This is a genomic window from Nodularia spumigena CCY9414 (genome assembly GCF_000340565.2).
Lineage (GTDB): Bacteria > Cyanobacteriota > Cyanobacteriia > Cyanobacteriales > Nostocaceae > Nodularia > Nodularia spumigena.
The window spans coordinates 2,842,928-2,868,568 of record NZ_CP007203.1 but is presented as its reverse complement, the minus strand read 5'-3'; the positions used below and the strand labels follow the sequence as shown (position 1 = coordinate 2,868,568).

General features: G+C 42.8%; 22 protein-coding genes and 1 pseudogene. 9 read left to right on the top strand and 14 right to left on the bottom strand.

The genetic code is table 11. The annotated features are described in order from the left end of the window. Positions 1–124 precede the first annotated feature (124 nt). A complete protein-coding gene (locus NSP_RS12405) occupies positions 125–1,243 on the bottom strand; it encodes a ferrochelatase (protein ID WP_006195760.1) in 1,119 nt (372 codons plus the stop codon). Positions 1,244–1,620: 377 nt separating this feature from the next. Between NSP_RS12405 and NSP_RS12400 the strand changes: the two genes are divergently transcribed. Both NSP_RS12400 and NSP_RS12395 read left to right on the top strand, forming a co-directional pair. Beyond that, complete coding sequence (locus tag NSP_RS12400; RefSeq protein ID WP_006195761.1) at positions 1,621–2,214, top strand: hypothetical protein; 594 nt, start codon at positions 1,621–1,623, stop codon at positions 2,212–2,214. Between the two features lie 160 nt (positions 2,215–2,374). Further along, positions 2,375–3,643, top strand: a complete 1,269-nt coding sequence (locus NSP_RS12395; RefSeq protein ID WP_006195763.1) for an MFS transporter — start codon at positions 2,375–2,377, stop codon at positions 3,641–3,643. A 7-nt stretch (positions 3,644–3,650) separates the two neighbouring features. On the opposite strand, the gene NSP_RS12390 is transcribed toward NSP_RS12395, so the two are convergent. From NSP_RS12390 to hoxE, 7 genes are all read right to left on the bottom strand, one after another. Further along, positions 3,651–5,837, bottom strand: coding sequence for an acetate--CoA ligase family protein (locus NSP_RS12390; protein WP_017804111.1), 2,187 nt, complete (start codon positions 5,835–5,837; stop codon positions 3,651–3,653). A gap of 31 nt (positions 5,838–5,868) precedes the next feature. Continuing rightward, positions 5,869–6,318, bottom strand: coding sequence for a hydrogenase maturation protease (locus NSP_RS12385; protein WP_006195765.1), 450 nt, complete (start codon positions 6,316–6,318; stop codon positions 5,869–5,871). Positions 6,319–6,619: 301 nt separating this feature from the next. Further along, entirely contained in the window at positions 6,620–8,071 is a 1,452-nt protein-coding gene (locus NSP_RS12380; RefSeq protein WP_006195766.1) for a Ni/Fe hydrogenase subunit alpha, read from the bottom strand. A gap of 166 nt (positions 8,072–8,237) precedes the next feature. Continuing rightward, the gene (locus NSP_RS12375) at positions 8,238–8,783 is read right to left on the bottom strand and encodes an NADH-quinone oxidoreductase subunit B family protein (protein ID WP_006195767.1); all 546 of its coding nucleotides are present in this window, start codon (positions 8,781–8,783) and stop codon (positions 8,238–8,240) included. 221 nt (positions 8,784–9,004) lie between these two features. Next, positions 9,005–9,721 (bottom strand): bidirectional hydrogenase complex protein HoxU, encoded by a 717-nt coding sequence (hoxU, locus tag NSP_RS12370; protein ID WP_006195768.1) that lies wholly within the window; start codon positions 9,719–9,721, stop codon positions 9,005–9,007. Positions 9,722–9,786: 65 nt separating this feature from the next. Next, positions 9,787–11,388, bottom strand: a complete 1,602-nt coding sequence (locus NSP_RS12365) for a NuoF family protein (RefSeq protein ID WP_006195769.1) — start codon at positions 11,386–11,388, stop codon at positions 9,787–9,789. Next, positions 11,375–11,914 carry a bidirectional hydrogenase complex protein HoxE gene (gene hoxE, locus NSP_RS12360; RefSeq protein ID WP_006195770.1) on the bottom strand — a complete coding sequence of 180 codons (540 nt, stop codon included), beginning with the start codon at positions 11,912–11,914 and terminating at the stop codon, positions 11,375–11,377. Before hoxE ends, NSP_RS12365 begins: the two co-directional genes overlap by 14 nt. A 425-nt stretch (positions 11,915–12,339) precedes the next feature. Here hoxE and NSP_RS12355 point away from each other — a divergent pair, with 425 nt between their 5' ends. The 3 genes from NSP_RS12355 to NSP_RS24150 all read left to right on the top strand — a co-directional run bounded on the left by NSP_RS12355 (position 12,340) and on the right by NSP_RS24150 (position 16,088). Further along, entirely contained in the window at positions 12,340–13,419 is a 1,080-nt protein-coding gene (locus NSP_RS12355; protein ID WP_006195771.1) for an ATP-dependent 6-phosphofructokinase, read from the top strand. Then, positions 13,416–15,581, top strand: a complete 2,166-nt coding sequence (locus NSP_RS12350) for a heavy metal translocating P-type ATPase (RefSeq protein ID WP_006195772.1) — start codon at positions 13,416–13,418, stop codon at positions 15,579–15,581. The genes NSP_RS12355 and NSP_RS12350 overlap by 4 nt, the downstream gene beginning before the upstream one ends. A 333-nt stretch (positions 15,582–15,914) precedes the next feature. Continuing rightward, the gene (locus NSP_RS24150) at positions 15,915–16,088 is read left to right on the top strand and encodes a transposase family protein (RefSeq protein WP_107806880.1); all 174 of its coding nucleotides are present in this window, start codon (positions 15,915–15,917) and stop codon (positions 16,086–16,088) included. A 229-nt stretch (positions 16,089–16,317) separates the two neighbouring features. Here the strand turns inward: NSP_RS24150 and NSP_RS12345 are convergent, their stop codons facing one another. Together NSP_RS12345 and mnmG are read right to left on the bottom strand one after the other, a co-directional pair. Continuing rightward, positions 16,318–17,571, bottom strand: a complete 1,254-nt coding sequence (locus NSP_RS12345) for a hypothetical protein (protein ID WP_006195773.1) — start codon at positions 17,569–17,571, stop codon at positions 16,318–16,320. Positions 17,572–17,803: 232 nt separating this feature from the next. Further along, a complete protein-coding gene (gene mnmG / locus NSP_RS12340) occupies positions 17,804–19,726 on the bottom strand; it encodes a tRNA uridine-5-carboxymethylaminomethyl(34) synthesis enzyme MnmG (RefSeq protein WP_173403282.1) in 1,923 nt (640 codons plus the stop codon). A gap of 204 nt (positions 19,727–19,930) precedes the next feature. Between mnmG and NSP_RS12335 the strand changes: the two genes are divergently transcribed. After that, positions 19,931–20,506, top strand: a complete 576-nt coding sequence (locus NSP_RS12335; RefSeq protein WP_042201993.1) for a TIGR04376 family protein — start codon at positions 19,931–19,933, stop codon at positions 20,504–20,506. 252 nt (positions 20,507–20,758) lie between these two features. Here NSP_RS12335 and acsF read toward each other — a convergent pair whose 3' ends face one another. Next, positions 20,759–21,835, bottom strand: coding sequence for a magnesium-protoporphyrin IX monomethyl ester (oxidative) cyclase (gene acsF / locus NSP_RS12330; protein WP_006195778.1), 1,077 nt, complete (start codon positions 21,833–21,835; stop codon positions 20,759–20,761). Positions 21,836–22,415: 580 nt separating this feature from the next. Between acsF and NSP_RS12325 the strand changes: the two are divergent. Further along, positions 22,416–22,914: pseudogene (locus NSP_RS12325) on the top strand (TM2 domain-containing protein). Here the strand turns inward: NSP_RS12325 and NSP_RS12320 are convergent. Beyond that, entirely contained in the window at positions 22,911–23,516 is a 606-nt protein-coding gene (locus NSP_RS12320; protein WP_006195782.1) for a DUF2996 domain-containing protein, read from the bottom strand. The pseudogene NSP_RS12325 and the gene NSP_RS12320 sit on opposite strands and share 4 nt — an antisense overlap. Before the next feature lie 106 nt (positions 23,517–23,622). On the opposite strand from NSP_RS12320, the gene NSP_RS12315 reads away from it, so the two are divergent. Further along, the gene (locus NSP_RS12315) at positions 23,623–23,844 is read left to right on the top strand and encodes a type II toxin-antitoxin system HicB family antitoxin (RefSeq protein ID WP_006195783.1); all 222 of its coding nucleotides are present in this window, start codon (positions 23,623–23,625) and stop codon (positions 23,842–23,844) included. Then, positions 23,834–24,046 carry a type II toxin-antitoxin system HicA family toxin gene (locus tag NSP_RS12310; RefSeq protein WP_006195784.1) on the top strand — a complete coding sequence of 71 codons (213 nt, stop codon included), beginning with the start codon at positions 23,834–23,836 and terminating at the stop codon, positions 24,044–24,046. Before NSP_RS12315 ends, NSP_RS12310 begins: the two co-directional genes overlap by 11 nt. A 69-nt stretch (positions 24,047–24,115) precedes the next feature. On the opposite strand, the gene NSP_RS12305 is transcribed toward NSP_RS12310, so the two are convergent. Both NSP_RS12305 and tnpA read right to left on the bottom strand, forming a co-directional pair. Further along, a complete protein-coding gene (locus NSP_RS12305; protein WP_006194805.1) occupies positions 24,116–25,384 on the bottom strand; it encodes an RNA-guided endonuclease InsQ/TnpB family protein in 1,269 nt (422 codons plus the stop codon). After that, on the bottom strand, positions 25,377–25,641 hold a 265-nt coding region (gene tnpA, locus NSP_RS12300), incomplete at its 5' end, for an IS200/IS605 family transposase (protein WP_044482764.1). The genes tnpA and NSP_RS12305, both read right to left, overlap by 8 nt.

The following is a 25,641-nucleotide window of genomic DNA, read 5'->3' as shown; positions in this document are numbered from 1 at the left end:
ACTTTCAGATTAACAACGAAACTTGAGCTATGGGGATGATATTCTCTCAGGGTGACAAAAAATGTAGAGACGTTGCATACAACGTCTCTACAACGGTTAGATCAGATTTAGATTTGCTCGATGTCTAATGATGATGATGGTGATGGTGACTTCCCGCTAACTGGGGATTAACCGCCATAGCTTCCTGATTCATTAACTCCGCAATATGAGCATTTGCCCATTCAGCAGCCATTTCCAAAAATTCTGGCTTGTCGTTAACACAGGCCATTTGGACATAACTCACATCAGGATGCTTTTTCGCTAAATCATGAATGATGTGGTGTACATCTAATAGAGTTTCGTGGTTTTCTGTCGCAAAGCCAATGGGCATAAATATTACTGCTTTTGCACCCAATTGAATCAAGTTATTAGCAGCTTGTTCGGCATTTGGCAATGTCCATTCAATTAAAGGTGTGTCATGGTTCAGCCAACCCACGGAAATTAAAGGATAGCGGTTAATTAACTTATCCCGGACTAAATCATATAGTGTTTGACTTTCGGTAATTCCAGAGGTGAATCCTTTGGCTTTGTGGGGACAACCATGATTCATTAAGATAATACCGATTTGAGAAGGTAGGTATGCTGCACCTACTTCGGCGGAAATCTTTTCCTCAACGAGATTAGCCAATAAATCAATGTAGGCTGGTTCGTTATAGAAGGAGGGGATGTAACGCTGTGCTTTTACCCAATGTTCTTCTCCATCAGGAATCTCAGCTAAAGCATTGTTAACTTGCTCAACTGCAATTCCACTGGTAAAGATGGAATCAACGACTAATAAGGGGTAAATGAGGATTTTCTCGAACCCTTGGTTTTTAATTTCTGCTAAAACTTGATCAGGTAGGTAGGGCGCACAGAAGTTAAAGGCTTTGAAAACTTGGATGCGATCGCCCCACTTGGCTTGTAAGTTCTTTTCTATACCAGCGCGTTGCTGTTCAAAGATGGCATTGTGTGGGGAAATAAAATCATGGTGAGTGTGTCCCCATTCATGACGGTCAAATAACGCCAATAGCTTTGCTAAAGGGGGATAAATCCAGGTTGGTACTGGTGCGAATTTTGCAGTCAGTAGATTTAAAGCCTGTTCGTTATAGTTAGCAAAATCTTCATAGCTTTCAACTTCACCGTAGCCCATAAGTAAGACAGCAACTCTGTCTTTACCTGATAACTGCTCGTGGATGTGTTGCTGTTTTTCTGGGGTTGCAACCACAATGATTTCCTCAATATTAATCTATATAAACCAGAGTTGAAAGCCGATTAAGTTAGGGAATAACTTTATTGCTCTGTTAACTCGTAGTTTATTATCCCATCCAGGGGGATAGGACAGCTACAAAATTAACAATAATATATCAAAAGCCATACTGGGGTTATTACTCGTTACTGAGTATGAAAAAATAAATATTTTAGGATTCTGTATTTCACATCTTATTTGTGTTAAGGGTAAATTTTCATATATCCTGAAGGCAGGGTTGAGTAATTGAGTAAAGTGATCTTGGTAGTCTGTTTACTCGGAATTACTGTTAACCAAGTCTGATTGAATACAAAAGTTGTGATAAATAACAAAAAACCTGTTATTACTGAAGAGGAATGAGTATAATCATTTGCCCTGGAATTCATGAGCCAGCGTTAACGAAAAAGTTTATCTCAGAATGCTTTTTTTCAGGCGCTGATAGTTTAAACGCGTCAGAATGGGGCGAAATCCTGATTTATCCGGGTGAAAGTTTATTGGCTTTATCATCACTTCACATTTTGCAGTTTTTAAGCGATCGCTTGCAGAATGAGCTAAAATCGCCAGTTGTATTCATTAGCTTTAGTGCAGGTGTAGTGGGTGCAATGGGCGCAGCCTGTTCCTGGCAAATGTTAGGGGGTAATATCAAAGCTTTTATTGCTATAGATGGCTGGGGAGTACCACTGGCGGGAAACTTTCCCATTCATCGCCTGAGTCATGATTATTTTACCCATTGGAGTTCTTCATTATTGGGTGGTGGGCATGATAATTTTTATGCAGAACCAGCAGTTGAGCATTTATCCATGTGGCGATCGCCCCAAACAGTCAAAGGTTGGTGGGTAGATCCATCTATAAAAGATTCTCCCCCGCCTGTGCGCCTGACTGCAACTGAATTTTTGCATCTACTAATAAAACCCTGTGAACACAATAAGTCCCGAAACCAGAATGACTAAGGAGAAGTAAAGATTAAACAATTCCAAATTAAGAGCAAATTTCCAATTTCCAATTCAAAAATAATAATTAACAAGAGCAGGAGATCAGGAGACCCAGGGAAAATATTAGTTTGTTTATTCCCCAATCCCCAATCCCCAATCCCCAATCCCCAGTATATAAATGTTTCCCACTGAACCAGCTGCTGTCAATAACGGATTTAGCGCCCTGCTAAAAAATCGTAGTTTTATGCTCCTATGGATTGGGCAGCTGTTGTCCCAGTTAGGAGATAAAATATTCTTTGTCTTAATGGTGGTGCTGCTGGAGAATTACCAACCGCCTCCGGGTTTAGCCCAAAACTCCATGTACTCAATTTTGATGCTGGCTTTCACATTACCGGCGATTTTATTCGGTTCTGCGGGTGGTATCTTTGTGGATCGCTTTTCTAAAAAGTTCATTTTAGTAGGCGCTAATGTATTGCAGACATTATTAATGCTGCTCATAGCCTTTTTACCACGAGAGTTTTTTATTCTCTTGATCTTAACCTTTGCAATCTCCACCTTGGCACAGTTTTTTGCTCCAGCAGAGCAAGCTGCTATTCCTGTTTTGGTACGAAAAGAGAATTTTATGGCAGCTAATGCACTGTATAGCAGCACTATGATGGGAGCATTAATTGTGGGTTTTGCCATTGGAGAGCCAATATTAAGTTTAGCCAAAAGTTGGTTAGGAGCAGGCTATGGTCAAGAAATGGTGGTTGGTGGATTATATTTATTATCGGCATTAGCGGTACAGCCAATTAACTTTCGAGGTGAAAACAAATTATCTGGCGATGATCTGCGTACAGAAATTAATCCTTGGGCTGACTTTAAAGCAGGCTTGCGCTATCTGAGTCAAAATCGTTTGATATTAAATGCCATGCTGCAACTCACTACTTTATATTGTGTATTTGCCGCATTAATGGTTTTGACGATTAGATTAGCCGCCGAATTTGGTTTGAAGGAAAAACAATTTGGCTTTTTCTTAGCCGCAGCTGGGGTGGGTATGGTATTTGGTGCGGCAATTTTGGGTCATTGGGGTGATAAATTGCATCATAAGCCTTTACCCCTGATGGGATTTTTGATCATGTCGTTGGTTTTAGGGGTGTTCACTTTCACCCATAATTTAATTCTAGCTTTAGGACTCAGTGCATTTTTGGGTATAGGTGCGGCTTTAATTGGTGTACCGATGCAAACTTTAATTCAACAGCGCACACCACCCACTATGCACGGGAAAGTATTTGGCTTTCAAAATCATATCGTGAATATTGCTTTATCTGCACCCTTAGCAATTACCGGCCCTTTAACTGATGTTCTCGGCTTAAGAACTGTTTTGGTAGGAATGAGTATAGTAGTAGCAGGTGTGGGGATTTGGGCTTGGAAAAACACCCGCCAAGTTCTACAAGACGTAATTTAAGCCAAAATTATATTTCTGGAACTTCGGATGAGAATTCTTTGTGCTTCAGGATAATTCGAGCATCGAGGGCAATTAATTCCTCAGATGAAGCTAGCAAGGGGTTTATATCAATTTCTTTAATCCCAGGCTGTTCTACAACTAATTGACTAAATACTACCATTAATTGTTCAAGGGCGGCAAGATCAATACTTTTTTGTCCTCTGACTCCTTGGAGTGCTTTGTAAATTTGTGTTTGCTCCATCATGCGTCGGGCTAAGGTAGTATTTAGGGGTGGAAGTGCGATCGCGCGATCGCGAAAAATCTCCACAAGTTTTCCTCCTGTACCAAAAACCAACACCGGGCCAAATTGTGCATCAAGACTACTACCAATAATCAGTTCATAACCAGCCATTTTTACCATTGGCTGCACAGTTACACCTAAAAAATGCTCAACACCTACTTTCGCACTCACTGATTCTGCAATGGCGTTGTAAGCTAGTCTAACAGCTTCAGCATCTCTGAGATTTAACTGCACACCGCCAACATCAGTTTTATGCGTAATGGTGTGGGAAAAAACCTTTAAAACAACTGGATAGCCCATATTTTCAGCACATCGAACCGCTTCATCCTCACTTTCAGCCACGCAAGTAGTCACCACCGGAACACCATAAGCTGCTAGAATTTGCTTTGATTCAAACTCTGTGAGCATAGTTCGCTCTGCCTGACGTGCTGCTTTGATAATTTTCTCAACACAGTTCCGGTCTGGTATCCCTGAAGAAGAATCAATTGCAGATATTACAGGAGTTTCGTAGATACCACGGAGGTTATAGGTAGACTGCCACATATAACTAAACATCCGAGCCGCAGTATCAGGATAAGGATATGTGGGGATGTGGTTTTTATTGAGAATCATCTCACCTGCGGCTACATCGGCTCCTCCCATCCAACTAGCAAGGATGGGTTTACCAACCATCTGCGCGTAGGGTTTCAATTGTTCGGCTGTTTGGGTGGGATCTGTCATCGCTTGGGGAGTAAGAATCACCAATAAGCCATCACTATTGGGGTCTTTAGCGGCAATTTCTAAGGCTTGAGTATATCTGTGTGGGTCAGCGTCACCTAAAATATCAATGGGATTACCATGACTCCAATGTGCTGGTAATATTTGGTTAAGGGATGCGGTAGTCTCTTCAGAAATTTCGGCAACTTCTCCACCTGTAGCAATCAGAGCATCAGTAGCCAGCACTCCGGGACCACCTGCGTTAGTCAAAATTGTTAAGCGTGGCCCTTGGGGACGGGGTTGTTTTGCTAATAGTTCTGCCATATCGAACAAATCAGAGATACTGTTGACGCGTAATACCCCACAACGCCGGAAAGCTGCATCGAGAACTTGATCACTTCCTGCTAATGCGCCAGTATGAGATGCGGCGGCTTTTGCGGCGGCTTCAGTACGTCCGGCTTTAATCACAATAATCGGCTTTGTTAAAGCAACTTGACGCGCTGCTGACATAAATGCTCGCCCATCGCCGATGGCTTCCATGTAAATAACAATACTTTTAGTATGCGGGTCATCACCAAGATAGTTAATTAAATCCCCCCAACCGACATCAAGCATGGAGCCAAGGGAAACAAAGGCGCTAAATCCGACGTTTTCTGAAAAACTCCAATCAAGAATAGCCGTGCAGAGCGCTCCACTTTGACTAATAAAGCCGACATTCCCAGGACGTGCCATTGCACTGGCAAAAGTCGCATTTAAACCCGTGCGCGGACTCATTACACCTAAGCAGTTAGGGCCGATAATCCGCATTTTACCCCGATGGGCTTGTTCTAGGATTTGCTGTTCTAAGGTGATACCCTCAGCACCAGTTTCTTTAAAACCAGCACTAAGGATAATTGCACTTTTGACACCTGCATCTACGCATTGAGTAATAATACTTGGGACTGTTGGTGCTGGGGTAGCAATTACTGCTAAATCTACTGCTTCGGGAACATCAAAGATAGTCGGGTAGGCTTTGATTCCCAGTGTGCTGTGTCGTTGGGGATTGACTGGGAAAACGGTTCCACCAAAAGGATTACTGATTAGGTTCCATAATAGAGTGCGTCCTACACTGTTAGCTCTTTCACTAGCACCAATTACCGCCACACTTTTGGGCGCAAAGATAGCATCCAGAGGATTTTGCTTCTGAGTTCGCAAAATATCATGTATGGGCTTTTCCATGAGTTGCTGCTTTGTGGTGGTGAGGAATATTTTAAATGATCGCACTGGAATTTGCGTCTATAATTTGGGTAATTTTTTGTAAAGCGATCGCCATTCCAGTTTCGGCAATTGGTGATAGACTATATCCTAATTCAAAGTTGATTCCTGGGATTTTGATCCACCAAGCGGGCGGACTATAATTATACAGGGCTTGAGTTAGGGCTAAGAGCGATCGCGGATCGGCTGTATGTCCAGAGATGATATTGCAAGATGTCGGGGAAAGGGATTGTATTTGTACTTGAGAAGTTTCGGATATTAAACAAGCATCAATAAATATTGCTAAATCAGCATGGGCTAAAACCTCAGCTAGTTCGGGGGTGAGTTGGTGAACAGCAATGGATTTTACCTGTGATAGCTGCAAGGTTTTGGCTACTTTTTGACCAATACCATCATCACTACGTAATTCATTACCATATCCTATAGCGATCGCATGAAAATTCATATTATTTGGATTGATTTATATCACGCAGAGGCGCAGAGAGAATGAGAGAATGAGAGTTTGAGAGAGGAGCATCCCAATTTGCTAAAAACATAGAAGACTAATGTAAAAAACCTATTAAACCCTCTTACCTTGGCGTTCTTCTCCCAAGGGGAGACGCTACGCGAATGCGTCTAAAGCCCTTCGGGCATACGCTGCGCGAAGGCGGTTCGTTTTTCCATTCTTCTTTAAGCCAAAATACCATAAATAAATTGAACTTGCACATTTGGGATGTTCCTACGAACTACGAATTACGAATTACAAATTATTCTCGCCAAACTTCGTTAACTATACTCCCGTTTTTATCAATTAATTGAATATGTAATGGCATTTGTCCGGCTGCATGAGTTGAGCAACTTAAGCAAGGATCAAAGGCTCTGATTCCGGCTTCTACTCGGTTTAATATTCCTTGGGAAATTTCTGCACCATTAATAAAATGTCGGGCAATTTGCGCCACTGTGCGATTCATTCCTAGATTATTTTGACCTGTGGCAATTATTAAGTTTACTTTCTGCATTAAACCATTTTCATCTACTTGATAATGATGAAATAATGTTCCTCTGGGGGCTTCACTTACTCCGACTCCAGATAATTGATTAATCCCCGCTTCAGCCCGCAGTCTATTTGATAGTAAATCTGGATCATCTAATAAAATTTCAATGCGCTCAATTGATGCTAAAATTTCAATTAATCGCGCATAGTGATAGAAAAATGATGAGTTAACAGTGCCTTTGCCTCTGTCTCTATACTCCCGTAATTCTACATCAGCTAAGGGTGTCCCAATCTGACTACAAATATTCAGCCGGGCTAGGGGACCAACTCGATAAATTCCACTATTTAAATTACAATGGTCACTCTGGTCAGGATAACCCAAAGGGCGATAGTAAGGAAATTTTAAATAAGAATGAGATTCAACTGCTTCACCAATGAATTCTTGATAATTAGTGGGGTCGAGTTGATCAGCTATAATATTTCCGGCACTATCTACAAAACGAATATTTCCGTCGTAGTTTTCCCACAAACCTTCAGGAGTTACTAAACCCATAAATAAGCTGGGGAAATTTCCAAAGGTTTGGGCTTCTTGTTGATAATTATTGAGTAATTCTTTAAATCTACTCAGTGCATTTAATATTGTGGTGCGTGCTTCGGGAATACGGTTCTGAATATGGGTACGTCCTTCTGGGGATAAGGCTTCGCGCACACCACCAGGAACAGCCCATGAGGGGTGTATTTTTTGCCCTCCTAATTGTTCAATAATCTCTTGTCCAAATTGACGCAAGCGGATACCTCCACGGGCTAGTTCTGGTTCGGCTGCAATTAACCCAAATATATTGCGTTTTGCGGGATCGCTATCCATTCCTAATAATAAATCTGGGGCGCTGAGGTGGAAGAAACTCAAGGAATGGGATTGAATAATTTGGGCTAAATTCATTAACCGCCGCAGTTTTTCGGCTGCTTTAGGAATTGTAACAGACAGGATGCGATCGCCTGCTTTGGCAGAGGCTAATAAATGGCTGACTGGACAAATTCCGCAAACTCTGGCGGTAATTCCTGGCATTTCCCACAGGGGACGACCTTCACAAAATTTCTCAAATCCCCGAAATTCTGTAACATGAAATCGGGCATCGCTGACTTGTCCTGTATCATCTAAATAAATGCTGATTTTGGCGTGTCCTTCTATGCGGGTTACTGGATCTATAATGATTTTTCTAGGCATAATGTTTTGGGGTTTTAATGATAATTTTTTTTCAGGCAGAGGCGCTGAGGCGCACCAGAGGAGGAGTTATGGAACCTCACCCCAGCCCTCTCCTTACTAAGGAGAGGGAGCAGGATTAGAACAATTAATTTTATGCTTTAAGATACATTTTGCTGGCGTGTTTAAGTTAGCCAAATTTAATCATGTCTCGTCCTTCTAGTTGTGGTTTTTCTCCTCTTAATAGTGGTTCTAATGTGGCTTTGATTCTAGTTGCTGAGGGTGGACATCCTGGCATATAAATATCAACTGGGACTATTTTATGGACTGGAACTACCCGGTCTAGTAAGGTGGGAACAATGCCAGGTTCATGGGGAATTTGTCCGTGAATATCGGCGGCTTCGATGTAACAACGCTGAAGAACTGGTTCGGCACTACCTAAAGGGTTACGTAAGGCGGTAACATTACCTGTAACTGCACAATCGCCAAAGGAAACCAGAATGCGCGATCGCTCTCTAACTTGGTGTATCATTTGCAAATGATCTTCGTTGGCTACTGCACCTTCAACTAACACTACATCTACTCCTTGGGGATATTCTTTGATATCAGCGAAGGGACTATAAACTAAGTCTACTTGTGCAGCTAAATCTATTAGCCATTCGTCTAAGTCGAGAAAGGACATATGACAGCCGGAACAGCCGCCTAACCACACTGTTGCTAGTTTTAAACGTGTCATAATAATTCGTAATTTGTAATTCGTAATATTTCCTTCGGAAACGCTACGCGAACGCTTCGCTGATGCGCCTTTGCGTGAGCCTATTCATATTTGAAATCAGCAACGCCTATTTTTTTAGTGTTTAGGAAACGTTCGCGTAGCGTGCTGGAAGCTCTACCGCAGAGACGCAGAGGACACAGAGTTATGAGAGTTTCAGAGGTTTTTTCGTAAGTTTTAATTATTTAAAGGTTCCATTGGTGTTTCTCTCTGGCTGTAACTAGGAAATCAAGTTTGGCTCGGTCGCGTTTCATTTCCCCCACACTTGAACCTTTGTCAAATAGCGCTCCTGTAGGACAAGCATCAACGCATTTACCGCAAGAAGTACAAGTATCTGAAGTTCCCCAAGGTTGATTGAAATCGGTGATGACGTGGGAATTTGTCCCCCTTCCCGCCATATCCCAAGTGTGCGCTCCTTCGATTTCATCACAAACACGTATACAACGAGTGCAAAGAATACAACGGTTATGGTCAACACCAAAACGATCATGTGAAACATCAACTTTGCGATCAGGGAAATGATAATCTAAACGGACATGATCCATACCCAACTCAATAGCTAAATCTTGCAATTCACAATTACCATTAGCGACACAAACCGAGCAAATGTGATTACCCTCAGCAAACAGCATCTCAATAATTGTACGGCGATATTTGTGTAGGCGATCGCCATCTGTCCTCACCTCCATCCCCTCAGTCACCTTAGTCACACAAGCAGGCTGAAGCTTATCACTCCCAGCAATCTCCACCAAACACAACCGACAAGCCCCCACATCCGTCACCCCCTGCAAATGACACAAAGTTGGAATATAAATCCCCGCATCCTGAGCCGCTTGCAGAACAGTCTCCTCCTCCCGACCACTAACCAACCGCTCATTAATACTTAAAGTCTTAACAACCATCTCACCTTCATCCTCAAAAAATAAACTCCGCGTACCTTTGCGTTAACCTCCGCGCCCCTTTGCGTTTAAATCAACTCCAAATACTCATCCCGAAAATACCGCAAAGTACTAAAAACCGGATTAGGCGCAGACTGACCAAGACCACACAAACTCGTATGCTTCACCATGTCGCATAACTCCTCCAGCAACTCCAAATCAGCCAGAGAAGCCTCACCCGCACTAATCCTCGTCAACAACTTATACAACTGCACCGTTCCCACCCGACAAGGAATGCACTTCCCACAAGACTCATCCATGCAAAATTCCATAAAATAGCGGGCGACATCCACCATATTCGTACTTTCATCCATGACAATCATCCCCCCCGAACCCATAATGGAACCAAGTTCAGTCAGAGATTCATAATCCACAGGACTATCAAAAGCCGATGCGGGAATACATCCCCCAGAAGGACCACCAGTTTGCACAGCTTTCACCACACCGCCATTCGGTACACCCCCGCCCATAACTTCCACAATCTGCTGTAAAGAAGTTCCCATTGGCACTTCAATCAAACCAGTGTTAGTGATGTTCCCAGCTAAAGCGAAAACCTTTGTACCCTTGCTTTTTTCAGTCCCAATACTGGCGAACCATTCCGCACCATTACGGATAATTGGTGCAACATTGGCGTAAGTTTCGACGTTATTAATTAACGTCGGATAGCCCCATAAACCAGACTCAGCCGGGTAGGGAGGACGGGGATGAGGAGTACCGCGTTTACCCTCAATCGAAGCCATTAAAGCCGTTTCTTCACCACAAACATAAGCCCCCGCACCGATGCGAATATCAATTTTAAAATCAAAGCGTGAGTCAAAAATTTGACTTCCCAAAATGCCAAAGCTTTGCGCTTGACGAATTGCAGTTTGTAGACGATTGATCGCTATGGGATATTCGGCTCTAATGTAAATATAGCCTTGATTTGCACCTACAGCATAAGCTGCGATCGCCATTCCTTCTAAAACCCGATGCGGATCACTTTCGAGAACGCTACGATCCATAAATGCACCGGGATCTCCTTCATCGGCGTTACAAATTACAAACTTGCGATCGCCCTCGGCTTTCGCCACAGTCGCCCATTTCAAACCTGTCGGATAACCAGCACCACCACGTCCCCGTAAACCACTGCGGGTAATAGCATCTACTACCTCGCTAGGAGTCATTTCCCGCAAGACATGGTAAAGCACTTGATAACCTTGAGCCGCAATATAAGATTGAATGCGTTCTGGATCAACCTTGCCACTGTTTTCTAACACAATGGACATCTGGGATGTAAAAAATGGATGTGTTAAATCACTCTGTGAAACTGTTGTTTCTCCCCCATTCAGAGCAGTAATAATTGAAGGTGCATCATCAGGTGTAACTTTTTCGTAGAGCGTACTTGTACTTTCTGGTTCAGTGTTTTTTTCTACTTGTACTAATGGTCCTTGACAGCACAAACGCATACAGCCAACGCCATAAACTTCCACTTGTTCCGCCAAATTTTCTGCTGTTACAGCCTCTTCTAGACTCTGTTTGACTGCTTGTGAATTAGTAGCTAAACAAGCAGCTGCAATACAACAGCGAATTTGCACAGGTTTGTGTGAATCAGATTCTTTGCGGGCAATTTCGGTTAATTCAGCTAGATCCATTTTGCAGCCATCCTTTGATGCGATCGCCAACTGATTCCGGAGTTTGGTCGCCTAAAACGGTATCATCAAATACTACAACAGGCGCAATTCCACAAGGGCCGAGACACCTGGCTGTTAGCAGTGAAATTTGACCATCTGCTGAGGTTTCACCAGGGCGGATATGTATAGAATTTTCCAGACTGTTCAGGATTTCTTCAGCGCCTTTGACATAACAAGCTGTACCTGTACACACCATGCAACTATGCCTACCAATAGGTGCAAGTGAAAAAAAATGGTAGAACGTCGCAACGCCATAAACTGTACTAGGTGGTAATTTTAATTGATGCGCGATATAAACTAATACATCCTTTTTTAAATAGCCAAAAAGTTCCTGCGCCTTGTGCAATATCTCAATTAATGCATCCTGTTGATACTGATAGCGTTTGATAGTTGCTGACAGCATTTTTAAACGCTTATCCTCGTGAATATCTGTTGCTGAGGGAGCTTTTGCTTGGTTGTTACTTTTAACAGCAGATGCTAAATCCATCGCTCTCGCCTCTTAGTTGCGATGCTCCAAGTCTAACAATCCATTAAGATGATAGAAGAACAATTTGATAAACTTGTGATGAAAGTTAAACTTAATTTTTTGATGGGGTTTAGTTCAGTAATCAGGATTTAATAAGTCAGGAAAAAACGAACCACAGAGGCACAGAGTACACAGAGGAATGAGGGTTTGAAAGGTCTTGGCGTAAGTTTAACTAATGTCAAGAAAAAACAGCAATAGATACAATTATTCCCAGGTAATTTATATAGGACTTACGCAAGAACTCTCTGAAACCTCTTAACTTTGTGTCCTTTGCGTCTTTGTGGTTCGTTTTTCCATTCTTCTATAAACTACTTGTCCTCACCATTTAGATAGATTTTTTGGTTTGTAATTGACAGAACAAAGTTTTAGATTGAGGTGTCATGACTATGCAAAAACGACTGGGTATTCTTACCAGTGGTGGCGATTGTCCGGGACTAAATGCTGTAATTCGGGCAGTTGTGAGTCATGCTACCCTCACCTATAACTGGCAGGTAGTGGGTATTCCTTATGCAACCAGAGGACTTTTAGAAAGAAAGACTATTCCTCTGGGCATACATAGTTTAGACCTCCGTGGGATTGACCCTTTGCTGAATATGGGAGGCACGATTCTTGGTAGTATTAATAAAGGGGATACTTTAGCTCATGCTGAGGAAATTATTGCTGGTTATCAAGCTTTAGAATTAGATGCTTTGATTGGGATTGGTGGAGATGGGAGTTTAGCAATTCTTACCCAACTCCAAAGTTTAGGAAATTGGCAGTTTGTGGCGATTCCGAAAACCATTGATAATGATGTCGGTCAGACGGAACGAGTTGTGGGCTTTGATACTGCGGTAAATACCATTGTTGATGCTCTCAATCGTTTGACGTTTACAGCTGCTAGTCATGACCGGGTAATGATTGTGGAAGTGATGGGACGCAAAGCCGGTCATTTAGCACTACAATCGGGGATTGCAGGGGGTGCAGATGTGATTCTAATTCCCGAAATTCCCTATTCAATTAAAGCTGTATGTGAACATTTGGCAGAATTGCGCGATCGCTGGGGACGTAGATTTGGCATTATAGTTGTCGCAGAAGGCGCTCAAATCGCCGTAGATTCAGCCACATATCCATCCTGTGAACATCCATCCTGTGGTATGGGTCAATATATCGCCGATGAGATTGGTTATTGCACTCAGCATCAAATTGATATTCGGGTTTCCGTTTTAGGACATATTCAACGCGGTGGTATACCCTCAGCCTTAGACCGTTTGATGGCTTCGGCTTTTGGTAAAGCGGCGGTAGATTTGTTAGCTGATGGACGAACTGCACAGATGGTAGCTTGGAAAAATGGACAAGTGGTAGCAGTTCCTTTAGCAGCAGTTTTAGCTTCCAGTCCATGTCTTGTAGATCCAAATAATTTCTTAGTCCAAACTGCGCGATCGCTCAACACTTACATCGGAAATGTTACTTTGGAAAAAATACCATGATCGCCACTAAATCAAAAACCAATCAGCCAGTAATTGAGAAATCAAAAATTGACTATTATATAGTACATAAAATTCCCGGTAGAATCAGATTTCGTGTTCCTCTGTTAGCCCATGACCCCGATTATGCCCAAAGCCTCCAAGAATTACTAGCATCTGATAGTCGGATTGTGGCAGTTCGTGTTAATCGCTCTTGCAGTTCTGTGGCGATTAAATATCAATTATCTAGTGCGAAAAATGGGTTAATACCAGCATATTTAGTCAATTTGCTCCGTGATGCTAAAAATAGAGAAGTTGCAAAAAAGTCACAAAAAACTGATTATTCTGGTCTAAAGTTGCCGGCTTTGGCTACTACTTTCGCTTTATTGGGGTTAGGTTTTCCCATTCCCAGAGCAATAATTGCCGCAACAGTGGCACTGGCGGCTTTACCTGTTGCTCAACGTGCTTATACTAGCATTACAGAAAAACGCAAATTAAATATAGATTGCTTAGATTTTATGGCGATCGCCTTAACATCTGCCCAAGGAAATCTCTTAACACCAGCTTTGGTAATCACACTACATGAAATTGGTGATCAAATTCGCGATCGCACCGCCAGAGTTACCGAACATCACGCCGCCGATTTATTAAAATCTTTGGGAAATTACGCTTGGGTGGAACAACCAGATGGGCAGAAAATACGCATCCTAGCCACAGAAGTACAACCAAAAGACACCGTGATCGTCTATCCTGGGGAACAAATCCCCGTTGATGGACAAATACTGCAAGGAAAAGCTTTAATTGACCAGCAAAAGCTGACTGGTGAATCAATGCCGGTTTTACGTCAAGTGGGACAAGCGGTTTATGCTTCTACCCTGGTGCGGGAAGGAGAAATTTACATCAAAACTGAGCGAGTAGGCGCAAACACTCGTGCTGGAGCCAGTATAGAGTTAGTCAAAAAAGCCCCTGTGTACGATACACGCATGGGTAATTATGCCGCAAACATCGCCGACAAAGCAATATGGCCGTCCCTAATTTTTTCTGGACTGGTGTTAGCCGCAACCCGTGACCCATCCAGGGCTGCATCTATCCTGACTCTCGATTTTGTCACCGGGATTCGCGTTTCCCTACCCACAACTTTCTTAGCAGCCTTACACCACGCCACTAGACATGGTGTTCTCATCCGCAGTGGTCGAGCTTTGGAAAAATTGGCACAAGTGGATACTTTGGTATTTGACAAAACAGGCACTTTAACTAAAGGTGAGATTGAAGTTGTGGCAGTGGAAACTGTCGGTGAGAGAATTTCTAGGCAAAGGCTGTTAACACTAGCTGCTGCTGCCGAACAACGGCTGACTCATCCAGTTGCCGAAGCTGTGGTAAACTATGCCGAGAAACAGGGAATTGAAATTCTCCCCCGGCCAGAATTTGTCTATGAAATTGGTTTAGGTGTCCGAGCCGAAATTGACGGTGAACAAGTTATAGTGGGGAGCGATCGCTTTTTGCGTCAGTGTGGTATTTCCCTCGACTGTCCCCATGATCTAAATTCCCGCATTTCTGCCCATGATGCTTTGCTGTATGTCGGGGTAAATCAGGAGTTCCAAGGAGTCATTTATTACACAGACCCCCTGCGCCCAGAAAGTCCCACCGTAATTGAGAAACTCCAAAGTGAATACGGTATGGAAATACATCTACTCACAGGCGATAATCAGCAAAGGGCGATAGCTGTCGCCGAAAAACTGAATCTACCCCTATCCCAAGTTCATGCTGAAGCATTCCCAGAACAAAAAGCCGAAATTATCCAAAAAATACATGAATCTGGTAAAACTGTAGCGTTTACTGGCGACGGCTTGAATGATTCCATCGCCCTAGCTTATGCCGATGTAGCGATTTCCTTTGGTGGAGGTTCCGAGGTAGCCAGAGAAACAGCCGATGTTGTCCTCATGGATGATAACCTGAGTAGTTTTTTAGAAGCAATGGCGATCGCCCGCCAAACCCAAGCAGTAATTAAACAAAATATCAGTTTAGCCGTCCTTCCCAATTTAGCAGCATTAGGACTAGCCACAACCACAGGGTTGCATCCCTTAGCGGCGACAGTAGTCCACAACGGTTCAGCAATTGCAGCCGGGTTAAATGGCTTGCGTCCCCTCATGCATCAAGATCCGCCAAGACAGAGGAGCGAATGTTAAGTAGGTGGGCGCGAAAATCTATAACTTTGTCATTGCGTTCGCGGAGCGTGGCGTTAGCCATACGGAGCAACGCGGAGTTAAGCAACGGCAAGGGTTTTAGATAATTTACATGATGAATTGCGCGTGAGTTGACGACAGTCCTCTTGCCTGTTTCCCCGCAGGGGAAACAGGCAAGAGGACATGGAGGAAACGAACATTTTGTATCAGGACTTACGCAAAAACCCTCTCCAACCAAGGAGAGAAATCAATTAAAACGCCTGAGAAAAAGCCTAAAAAACAAGAATTAAGTCCTGAACAAAAAATTAAAAATAAACAGCTTGTCCTGAACAAAAAATTAAAAATAAACAGCTTGAATCAGAGCGCATATTTGTAGAACATTTAATTCGTTTAGTGAAGATATTTAGAGTAGCTCAAGAAAGATTTAGATTAAATTCCTCTAAATACAAACAGATAATTATGACTATTTGTGGACTTGTTAGATTACGCATTGGCACATTTATTTTGTAGCTATAAAAAATTTAAATTATCCGCAATTAAATTATCAAGGAAGAGATGCTACTTTTGGCTAATTACCAACAATACGCATTTCTAATCCTTATTCTAGCGTAAAATCTCAGGGTCTTTGCAGTTAGCGATCTCTCCCCAAGAACAGCATAACCGCGAGGGTTTGATAGTTTTCGGAGATGTATAATGAGTTGGGAAGCCTACACTCACCCGTCAGGGGAGTGTAGGTAGTTCACAACTTCTGCCCAGCAAAAATAGATCGTACTTCACCGTTACGACGCACGATCGCTTCGCCATTGGCAACATCAACTAAAGTCCAGCCAGTAGCACCGATGCTTTCTCCCATATGTACCCGGCGAGTTACGCCTTCAAATTCAAATAAAGCAGCAGATTTGTCGCCTAACTCCATTAATCCCGCTAAGGTATGGGTAGCAGATGTTGCAGGGGTTTGTAAATATGCCTGCTGTGGGGTATCTGTTGGCGGTGATGGTGGCCGCACTGGCACAGATGGCGGCTTCACAGTAATTGGTGCGCTCTGCACGGTTACAGGTTTAATTTCTGGGCGCACCGGCTTGGCTGGGGTTTGCACAGACTCCGGTTGAGAGGTCGGGGAATTAGTTGCTACCTGTGGTTGAGTTGCAGTAGCGACGGGAGTCGGTGGTGGCGCATAGCGCATTGGTGACGGCGCTTGATAAACAGGAATGTAAATGCGCTCGACGACGTTTGTCGAACGGCTAGGAATAGGTTGTGTGTTGTTAGCAGCTAGAGGTGCTGTTAAATCACCAGCCACAGGTGAGGAGTTGGAAACTCCCCCATTCGCCAGTTTGGAATCAGCAGATTTACCATTACTGGTTTTTTCTTGCTTCTCGATCATCGCCAGCGCTCCCAGCATATAGTTAACCAAGTCTGCCTGAGCATCTACTGGGGGAGATAGCTGTGTCTGGGTCTGGGGTAGATAGATATCTGGTTCAGTCAATCTGGAAGTGAGAAGAGTCAGCAATCCAGATTGGACTATATATATAGTGCCTGCGATCGCTGCACCGGCAATCAGCAATTTTCTCAGATTCAGCCTAGTTTTCTGGTGCTTAGTAATGGCCCCAGATTTATTAACTACAACTGTACCAACTTGCTCGTTCTTACTTATCGAAATTGTTTTTCCAGTCCGGGTGAGGGAGTTTCCTAAAACCACCTGCGGCACATTAATTGTTTGCAGATGATCATATTCTGAACCCACTGGTGTGGTAGCTTCACCCGAATTGTCAAACCAATCCCGTGCCGCAGTTTGTTCTATAGAACGTGGTGTGCGACTGCCATACTTTAAAGTATGGTCAGGCAGATTCTCGCTCACGTTCAAAATTTCGTCAATATCGGCAAAGAGTTCATCCATCAAACCATCAGCATAGAAATCTATCGACCACGGCTCATTGGTGATCAAGTCTTCTGATAGTTCTGGAATAATCAGATGGGTTCTGGCTGCTTGTAACATAAGGCATTTTAGGTTGTGGCTGCCAGGACGGGACAACGCCGCCCCTATGCCTGGAAATCAAGATTTTTGCACCAAGCCCCCAAGCCCTCGTCAAAATTAGACGAATTGATGGCTTGGTAGTATTAAATTCAACTTTAATCCGGAGACTGCTGATGATGCCATTACTTAATTATTGTCATCTATCATACCACTTCCTTCAGTTTTACTATACTCAATCTTGAGCAACTTTAGGTTAAGCTAATGCCTTTAATTCTGACTGGCTATTGGTTTTACGTAATTCTAAATATATTAACAAAGCGTTAATATCCGCCGGATTCACTCCGCCAGTGCGCGATGCTTGACCGAGAGTAAGGGGTTTTACTTTACTAAGTTTTTCCCGTGCTTCTTTAGAAAGGGTATCAATTGTGGTGTAATCCAAGTCCGCAGGTAGCTGGCGATGTGCTTGACGGGCAATTTGTTCTATCTGATTTTGTTGTCTAGCGAGATAGCCAGAATACTTGATGTCAATTTCTGCGCCTTCTTTTTCTGCTTGCTTGAGGTTGGGGTTTCCCAGTCCGTAGCTGTCGAGGTCAACATAATGAAATCCTGGACGGCGCAGTAATTCAGCTAGGGTAATTGAACCTTTTATTGTTTGTTGGGATACAGAAGCGATCGCCTGGCCAATTTCATCATGTTCTTTAATCCTGGTAGCATATAGCCTGGCTTTTTCTGTGGTAATCTGTGTTTGTTTGTCAGTAAACAAATTCCATCGGCGATCGTCAATCAAACCGATTTCCCGTCCCAGAGGTGTCAGCCGTTGGTCAGCATTATCAGAACGCAGCAGTAAGCGATATTCCGAACGGCTAGTAAGCATTCGGTAAGGTTCCCGTAAATCTTTAGTACACAAATCATCAACCAGCGTGCCAAGATAACTGTGTTCACGGGGGAAAACAATCATTTCTTCACCGCGAACCAACCGCGCCGCATTAATTCCCGCCACAATTCCTTGAGCTGCGGCTTCTTCATAACCAGTTGTACCGTTAATTTGTCCCGCACAGAATAAACCAGAAATTTTCTTAGTCATCAGTGTGGGATAACACTGAGTTGCTGGTAAATAGTCATATTCCACAGCATAAGCTGGACGCAGCATCGTACAATTTTCTAAACCGGGGAGACTGCGTAACATTTGCAATTGCAAAGTTTCCGGCAACCCTGTAGAAAACCCTTGGATATATAATTCGGGAATATCTCTTCCTTCCGGTTCAATAAATATTTGGTGGCTTTGTTTATCAGCAAAACGGACAATTTTATCTTCAATACTGGGACAATAGCGAGGTCCCTTAGCTTCCACCCAACCACCATAAACCGGTGATAAATGTAAATTATCGCGAATTAGCCGATGAGTTTCCGCCGTCGTGCGGGTGATATAGCAAGGAATTTGTTCTTTTTTTATCCACACATCGGGGTCAAAACTAAACCAGCGTACTTCTTCATCCCCTGGCTGGATAGTCATTTTGCTGTAGTCAACTGAGCGCTTATCGACTCGTGCGGGAGTACCAGTTTTGAGCCTGCCGGTTTCAAAGCCCAAGCGATTTAAAGTTTGTGTCAAACCCTCAGCCGCAAATTCCCCAGCCCGTCCAGCTGGCATAGATTTGTTACCCACCCAAATCTTACCACCCAAAAAAGTACCGGTTGTCAAGATTACCGCTTTGCAGCCAAAAGCCACACCAAAGTAAGTTTCAACACCAATCACCTCATCATTAGCACCCAGCACCAAGTCCGTCGCCATTGCTTCGCGAATGCTCAGATTTTCTTGGTTTTCCACAATAGTTTTCATCACCGCCGCATATTCGCGCTTATCACTTTGAGCGCGTAATGCCCACACCGCCGGACCTCGTGAAGAGTTGAGGATGCGCTTTTGTAGATAAGTGCGGTCTGCAACCTTGCCAATTTCCCCACCCAGTGCATCCACCTCATGAGTCAACTGGGATTTAGCTGGCCCCCCCACAGCTGGATTACAAGGTTGCCAAGCAATTTTATCTAAATTGAGTGTCAGTAGCAGAGTCCGACAACCGAGGCGGGCAGCAGCAAGAGCCGCTTCGCAACCGGAGTGACCTGCACCGACGACAATGACATCAAAAGCGTCTTGAAATTCCACAGAATTGTGCATGGTCATCTTACAGGACAAGCAAGTTTATAGTTATTAATTATTTTAACCAATTCAGTGCAGGGATTAATAAAAAATCACCAGAATTTGCCAAAGCAAACATTTCTCTTTCATTTCTTCACTTGGCGCACTTGGCGCACTTGGCGGTTCGTTAAACAATATCTCAAAACTTATAATAAAATAGTTACACACTCAACCTCTGGAGTTCTCTTCGTGGGCTTATTTGATGATTTAAGTCGGTTTCTAGAAAATCGTTTAGAAGAATTCTTGCGTAACAATCCGCATTTGGAGCTAGAAGCGTTGTTAGAACAGCTGCGGCAGCAAGAGGAAGATACCTTAAAATTGATTGCAGAGTTAAAATTACAGGAAAAGCGATCGCAAGACGAAATTCTCTCCACCGCCCAAGAAATTCAGCGTTGGCATATCCGGGTTCAAAAGGCTAAAAATGCTGGTAAACAGGATTTAGCAGCCGCCGCACAGGATAGAGAAGCCGCCCTATTGCGGGAAGGAAATCAGCGCTGGGGACAGATGCAGGGGTTAAAAGAACGCATAGCCCAATCTGAAGAACTACTGCGGAAAATTCAAGTGCGGCGACAGGAGGTGCAAGCCAAAGCTACAGAAGCCGAAACAGCCCGCACTCAAGCTCAAAGTCAGCAGCGCTTAAAAACAGATGCTTGGTGGAATCCAACTAGCAGTTATACCAGTGGTTTAGACGATTTAGAAGAAAAGTTTCGCCGTTGGGAAACTCAAGATGAGTTGGAACAAATGAAGCGTAATTTGGGCAAATAAATTAGGATGGTGCGTTGCGCTATGCGACAACACACCCTACCAATTTAAAGGTTTTTTAAGGAGAGGGCAGAGTTTGACGCACATAAAAAAGTGGTTCTGTATATAACAAAACCACTCAAGCTTACAAAAAATTTAGTTGTCTAACCTAGTACACCACGGCGTAAATCAGCCAACTATTTCAAGTCAATAAAAAGTCTATAGAATAAACTTTTTGACTTTTGACTTTTGACTTTTGACTTCCGCCTTGCGGTGCTAGCGCACTCCGCCATGTGTGGCAACAGTATCAATGGGTTTCATTAAGTACAAACGCAGGAACTGCCAAGCATGAGAGAGATAAATTGGCGCTTTTTGGAAGATTTGTAAGAATTTGGGGGTTTTAGAGTTAGCGATCGCAGACAATTTTTCGTTATTCTGGATACACACATCCAATCGCTGATAAAATTCAGGATTTTCTACATCCAGCATGAGCGGAAAGACTCTACCCGCATTTTCATTGGTCTTTTTAATGACATGGATGTCGTATTCTCTCGCATCTAGTCCAATAGCAGCATAAAAGTCCTTACGCTGAATGTCATTGAGATACATGGTTCCAAATACTGATAGTAGGAAGAAGCGACTCCACAGCTTCGCTTTCCAATCATTCAACATTTGTGGCTGGGTTCTCATAATAGCGTCAAAGAAATCTCCATGACGGTTTTCATCTTGACACCAGTTTTCAAAGAATCGGAAAATTGGATAAATTCTATCTTGGGGATTTGCTTCTAAATGACGGTAAATGGTGATATAGCGCCAATAACCAATTTTTTCTGAAAGATAAGTCGCGTAGAATATGAATTTTGGCTTAAAGAAGGTATAAGCGCGACTCTTGGTCAAAAAGCCTAAATCTAGGGACAGATTGAAGTCTGACATCGCTTTGTTCAAAAAGCCTGCATGACGAGCTTCATCCCGTGACATGAGGTTGAAGCACTCGGCTAAGACGGGGCTTTTGTCCTTCAAACGGCGGCCGAGTTCTTTATACAGCAAGAATCCGGAAAATTCGGCGGTGCAAGAACGTTCTAGAAATTCTACAAATAATTGGCGAGTTTCTCCGTCAATGTGATCCCAGGATTGCTCAAACTCGGCATCTCTGACGAAGTGATGGCGGTTGTAGTCAACACGGAACTCTTCGAGAATGGCTTGTAACTCGTCTTCGTTGACGGATATATCCATCCGTGCCATTTCATCAAAGTCGGTGGTGTAAAACCGGGGTGTTAACAGAGTTTCTTTTGCCGGGGTTTTCACACCTGGCCGCATTTCTTCAAAGCCTGGTTTTTTGAGGGAATCTACCATGTCTTAATTGCTCTTTTGTTTTTATTATCTTGAGTACACCAACAGAGCTTATACCAATTCATTATTCAGAAAGTCAGACTCCATCTAGGTTTCCCATGATTGTATCTGTGGCATCCTGTTGACCAATTGGTACAAGGGTAATGCTCTCACAAGGCGCAGGAGACGAGAATATTGATTTGTATAAAATTCAGTCTACCAAGTTGCTGCCTAGAAAATAGTATAGAAAAAGTTAAGAGTTGCAACAATATATCAACGTTTAAGGAACCAAGAACCAAAAATTTGTAGTCAGATCCATAATGATCCTATGCCAGTTAATAAGTTTGTTAGAGTCTGATTAGAGTAGCACATACCTATGATAATTGACAAAATCATTATATTTTCAGTAATTTCTTGTGGTTTTTAGTACAATATCAGTAAGTGATTTTTTTAAAAGTTATTCACTGAAAACTAATGAATATTCCATGAATGGCATGATTAATTCAGACTATTAAATTACTCTGGCTGACTATGCTGATGTAAGAAAACAGCATAAACAATCCATCTTCAACAACAAGAGAAAATCCAAAGGGTTGAAAACAAGATGAATCCTGAGAAGAATCAGCATAAAGACCGCCTTCTTGTCTCTTATATCTTGAGTGCAGCATTTTTTTTCGGCTTAGGAGGCCTGCATCGTTTATACAATGGCAAAATTGGAACTGGTCTTTTGTGGCTGTTCACTGGCGGTGTGTTTGGGATAGGGCAGTTTGTGGATTTGTTGCTAATCCCGAATATGGTTGATGATTACGAAGAAAACCTCAGAGCCAAGGCAGGTTTATCTCCTTTGGGTGTACCTGTAAATCAACAGGCGATCGCTACTCAAGTCTACCGCCCAACTGGTAACAAACTGATGATGGCACTGCTTAAAGCCGCASAGAAAAAAGGGTGGGAGTTTGACTGTGACTCAAGGTGTAACTGCTACAGGTGCAGGGTTTGCGGAAGTGGAAGCTATACTCAAAGAAATGTTGAAATCAGATTATGTGAGGATAGGTAACGACCCCATTACCGGAGCCGTTACTTATTACTTTGACGAACTTAACTAATTTCTACCTAGCCACTTTTGACCGTTCAAACGTTGCACTAAACCAAATACTAAAAGGTCTAGTGTAATTTTGCGCTCATCAATTAAGAATGACTCAAGTGTGCTAGGTCTTTTACCTTCGTTACAAGAAAATCCTTTTTTCCCGGTAATACTTTCCTCTGGGAAATACACGTTAAACTGACGTTGACCATTTTGCCAACTACCAATGACTTGCCAGCATTCTTCGGCTGACTGAAAGCCAGCGATGGGAAGTTTCTGTTTCGCAAAAGCCAGCTGCAAATCTTCTACACCTTCCTGGGCGATCGCATTTTGCAAAGTTGGCAAGTAGTGTTGCTCCATAAACTCCACAAAGGGCTTATCTTCTACCGCCGGGGGTTTTTCCTTTTTTGCGGCTTTGGCGGCGGCTGGGGGCTTTTCTGCCTTGGGTGGTGCTGTTTTTGTCGTAGCGGCGTTGGGGTTAACTTCTGGGTTCGCTGCTTTGGGATCTGGCGTGTTGGCAGTAGGGAGGTTTGTTGCTACTGGTTCGTTAGTGCTGGGAACTTGTTTGTCAACATTGCTGGGAGCCGCTTCTCCGGTTTGATTGTGATTTTTTTCTTCTGCCATTGCTCAGGTCAATCCTTTGTCTAGGGGAGCGATTTTACCTTCATTTTGACATAGGAGCGCTTGGCGATCGCTGTAAACTATAAAGTGTAACTAAAACTTCCATCCCATGAAGCCTTTGCAAGACTACACCATTGTGATTCGTCCTGATGACAATGGCACATTTGTGGCTTATGTTCCAGCGATTGTTGGTTGTCACGCTTGGGGACAAACACCAGATGTAGCCCGTACCGAACTCGTTTATGTGTTTGAAATGATTCAGGAAGAATACGAAGAACAAGGGCGTTCTTTGCCTCAAGATGTTGAACTGGTGATTGCAAATGCCAGCTAAAGCCAGTGAATTAGAACGGACGGCACGCAAACTCGGTTTTGAAAAAGTGCGACAGAAAGGCAGTCATGCTCGTTGGCAACATCCAGATGGAAGATCAACCACAATTCCTATTCATGGCAATGCTGAAATTGGTAAATGGTTGTTTTATGAAATTCTTAAACAGTTGGGTATTACTGAGGAAGAGTTTAACCAACTCCGATAAATACTGTATGCGATGCACCCCCAAATCAAAGAGTGCGATCGCCTGAATCTCAATTGATACTCCCCAGCCCTAAAGGGACGGGGATTCTTGAAGAGTCCACAAACGGATCTTCAAAGGCGCTATCAATTCGCCGCTACTGATTCCACTGAGATTAAATCCCAGTTTTACCGCTACTTTTCTTAAAATATTGGCAGCCCCATTCGCATCTGCATTTATTTTTAGTCCGCTAGAAGCCTGATACAAACCACGACTAACTCTTCTTCCTGACGCTTTCCACCCTTCTGGTTTGGAACCAAATACAGGTAGAAAATCGCCATCAACGTAGGATGCTTTAGAAGTGTAAGATTCTTCCGTTTCTATAAACTTGATGCCATATTGCTTACATAATTGGGCAATACGGTCTTTTAATCGTGCAGTAGGTATTTGGACAAATTTCTGATTAGTTTTTGAACCCAGATTTATCTCTTGTCTGTGTCCTTTGTTCCAACCAAATACAATACTACCAATCTGAAATTCTAAACAATGGTTGACTACAATTCTTGCTGCTTTATTTACTGCATCTCTAACTTGTCTGTTACGTTTCTCGGTTATACCACCTAATTGTTTACTCCAGAATCCTTGGGGTTGATTCTTTTTAAGGACTGATACCCGTTTGTTGTACCATTGATTTAAGCTTTTGAGGTGCAATCCATCAACAATAAAGCTAGTGGCTGTATTACTTACACAAGTTAGCCAATTGTTTAAGCCTGGATCTATACCTAGGACTTTCTCAAAGTCTAATTCTACTTTTATTTCTTCAACTGAATAAATAAACTCAGCATAGAAACATCCATTGCGAGGACAAATCCGAATCTCTTTTAGATCAGAATATTTTAAGTTTGACGGCATCGGTAAATAGAAGGCATCTATTCCGAACCATGCTTTAACTTTAGTGCCTAGAGGAAAGCGTAATTGCCCATTCTTCAATTTGACATCTGCGCGAGGGAAAGTAACTAACTTGAGAGCGTTTTTCTTATACCCTGGTAATTTTGGACGCTGCTCAACAGTTCCACCTTTAACGCCTTTGAGCAATCCAATAAACGACCGAAATGACTCAAATACAGTTGTTAAAGTTTGCTGTGCTACGTGGGAATAAAGAGCCTGAAAATGAGCGTTAGATTTCAATAGCCGATGCAACTCAGCTTTGCTCGGTATCTTGCCAGTTTTAAAGAATAACTGGCGAGAATAATATAGTCCACAGTTAGCAAGTTTGTTTGACTGTTCGCAAACAAACTCTAAGATGGCTCTCAATTCTTTGTCTGGACTGATTAAAACTTGTTGGCAACCATAATTAGACATTTTTTTGATTTTCGATGTATTGCTTAATAACTGAAATCGGCGCACCCCCAACAGTTGAAACAAAATAGCTATTTGTCCAAAGTGTTGGTAGCCGACTTTTTAGCCAAGGAAACTCTTGTCTCAAAAACCGAGATGAACGTCCTTTCATATATCGAATTAATTTTGCAATTCCAAATTGAGGATCTACCTCGACTAATATGTGTACATGATCTGGCATTACTTCCATCTCGATAAGTTCGCTCTTGAACTCTGTAGCT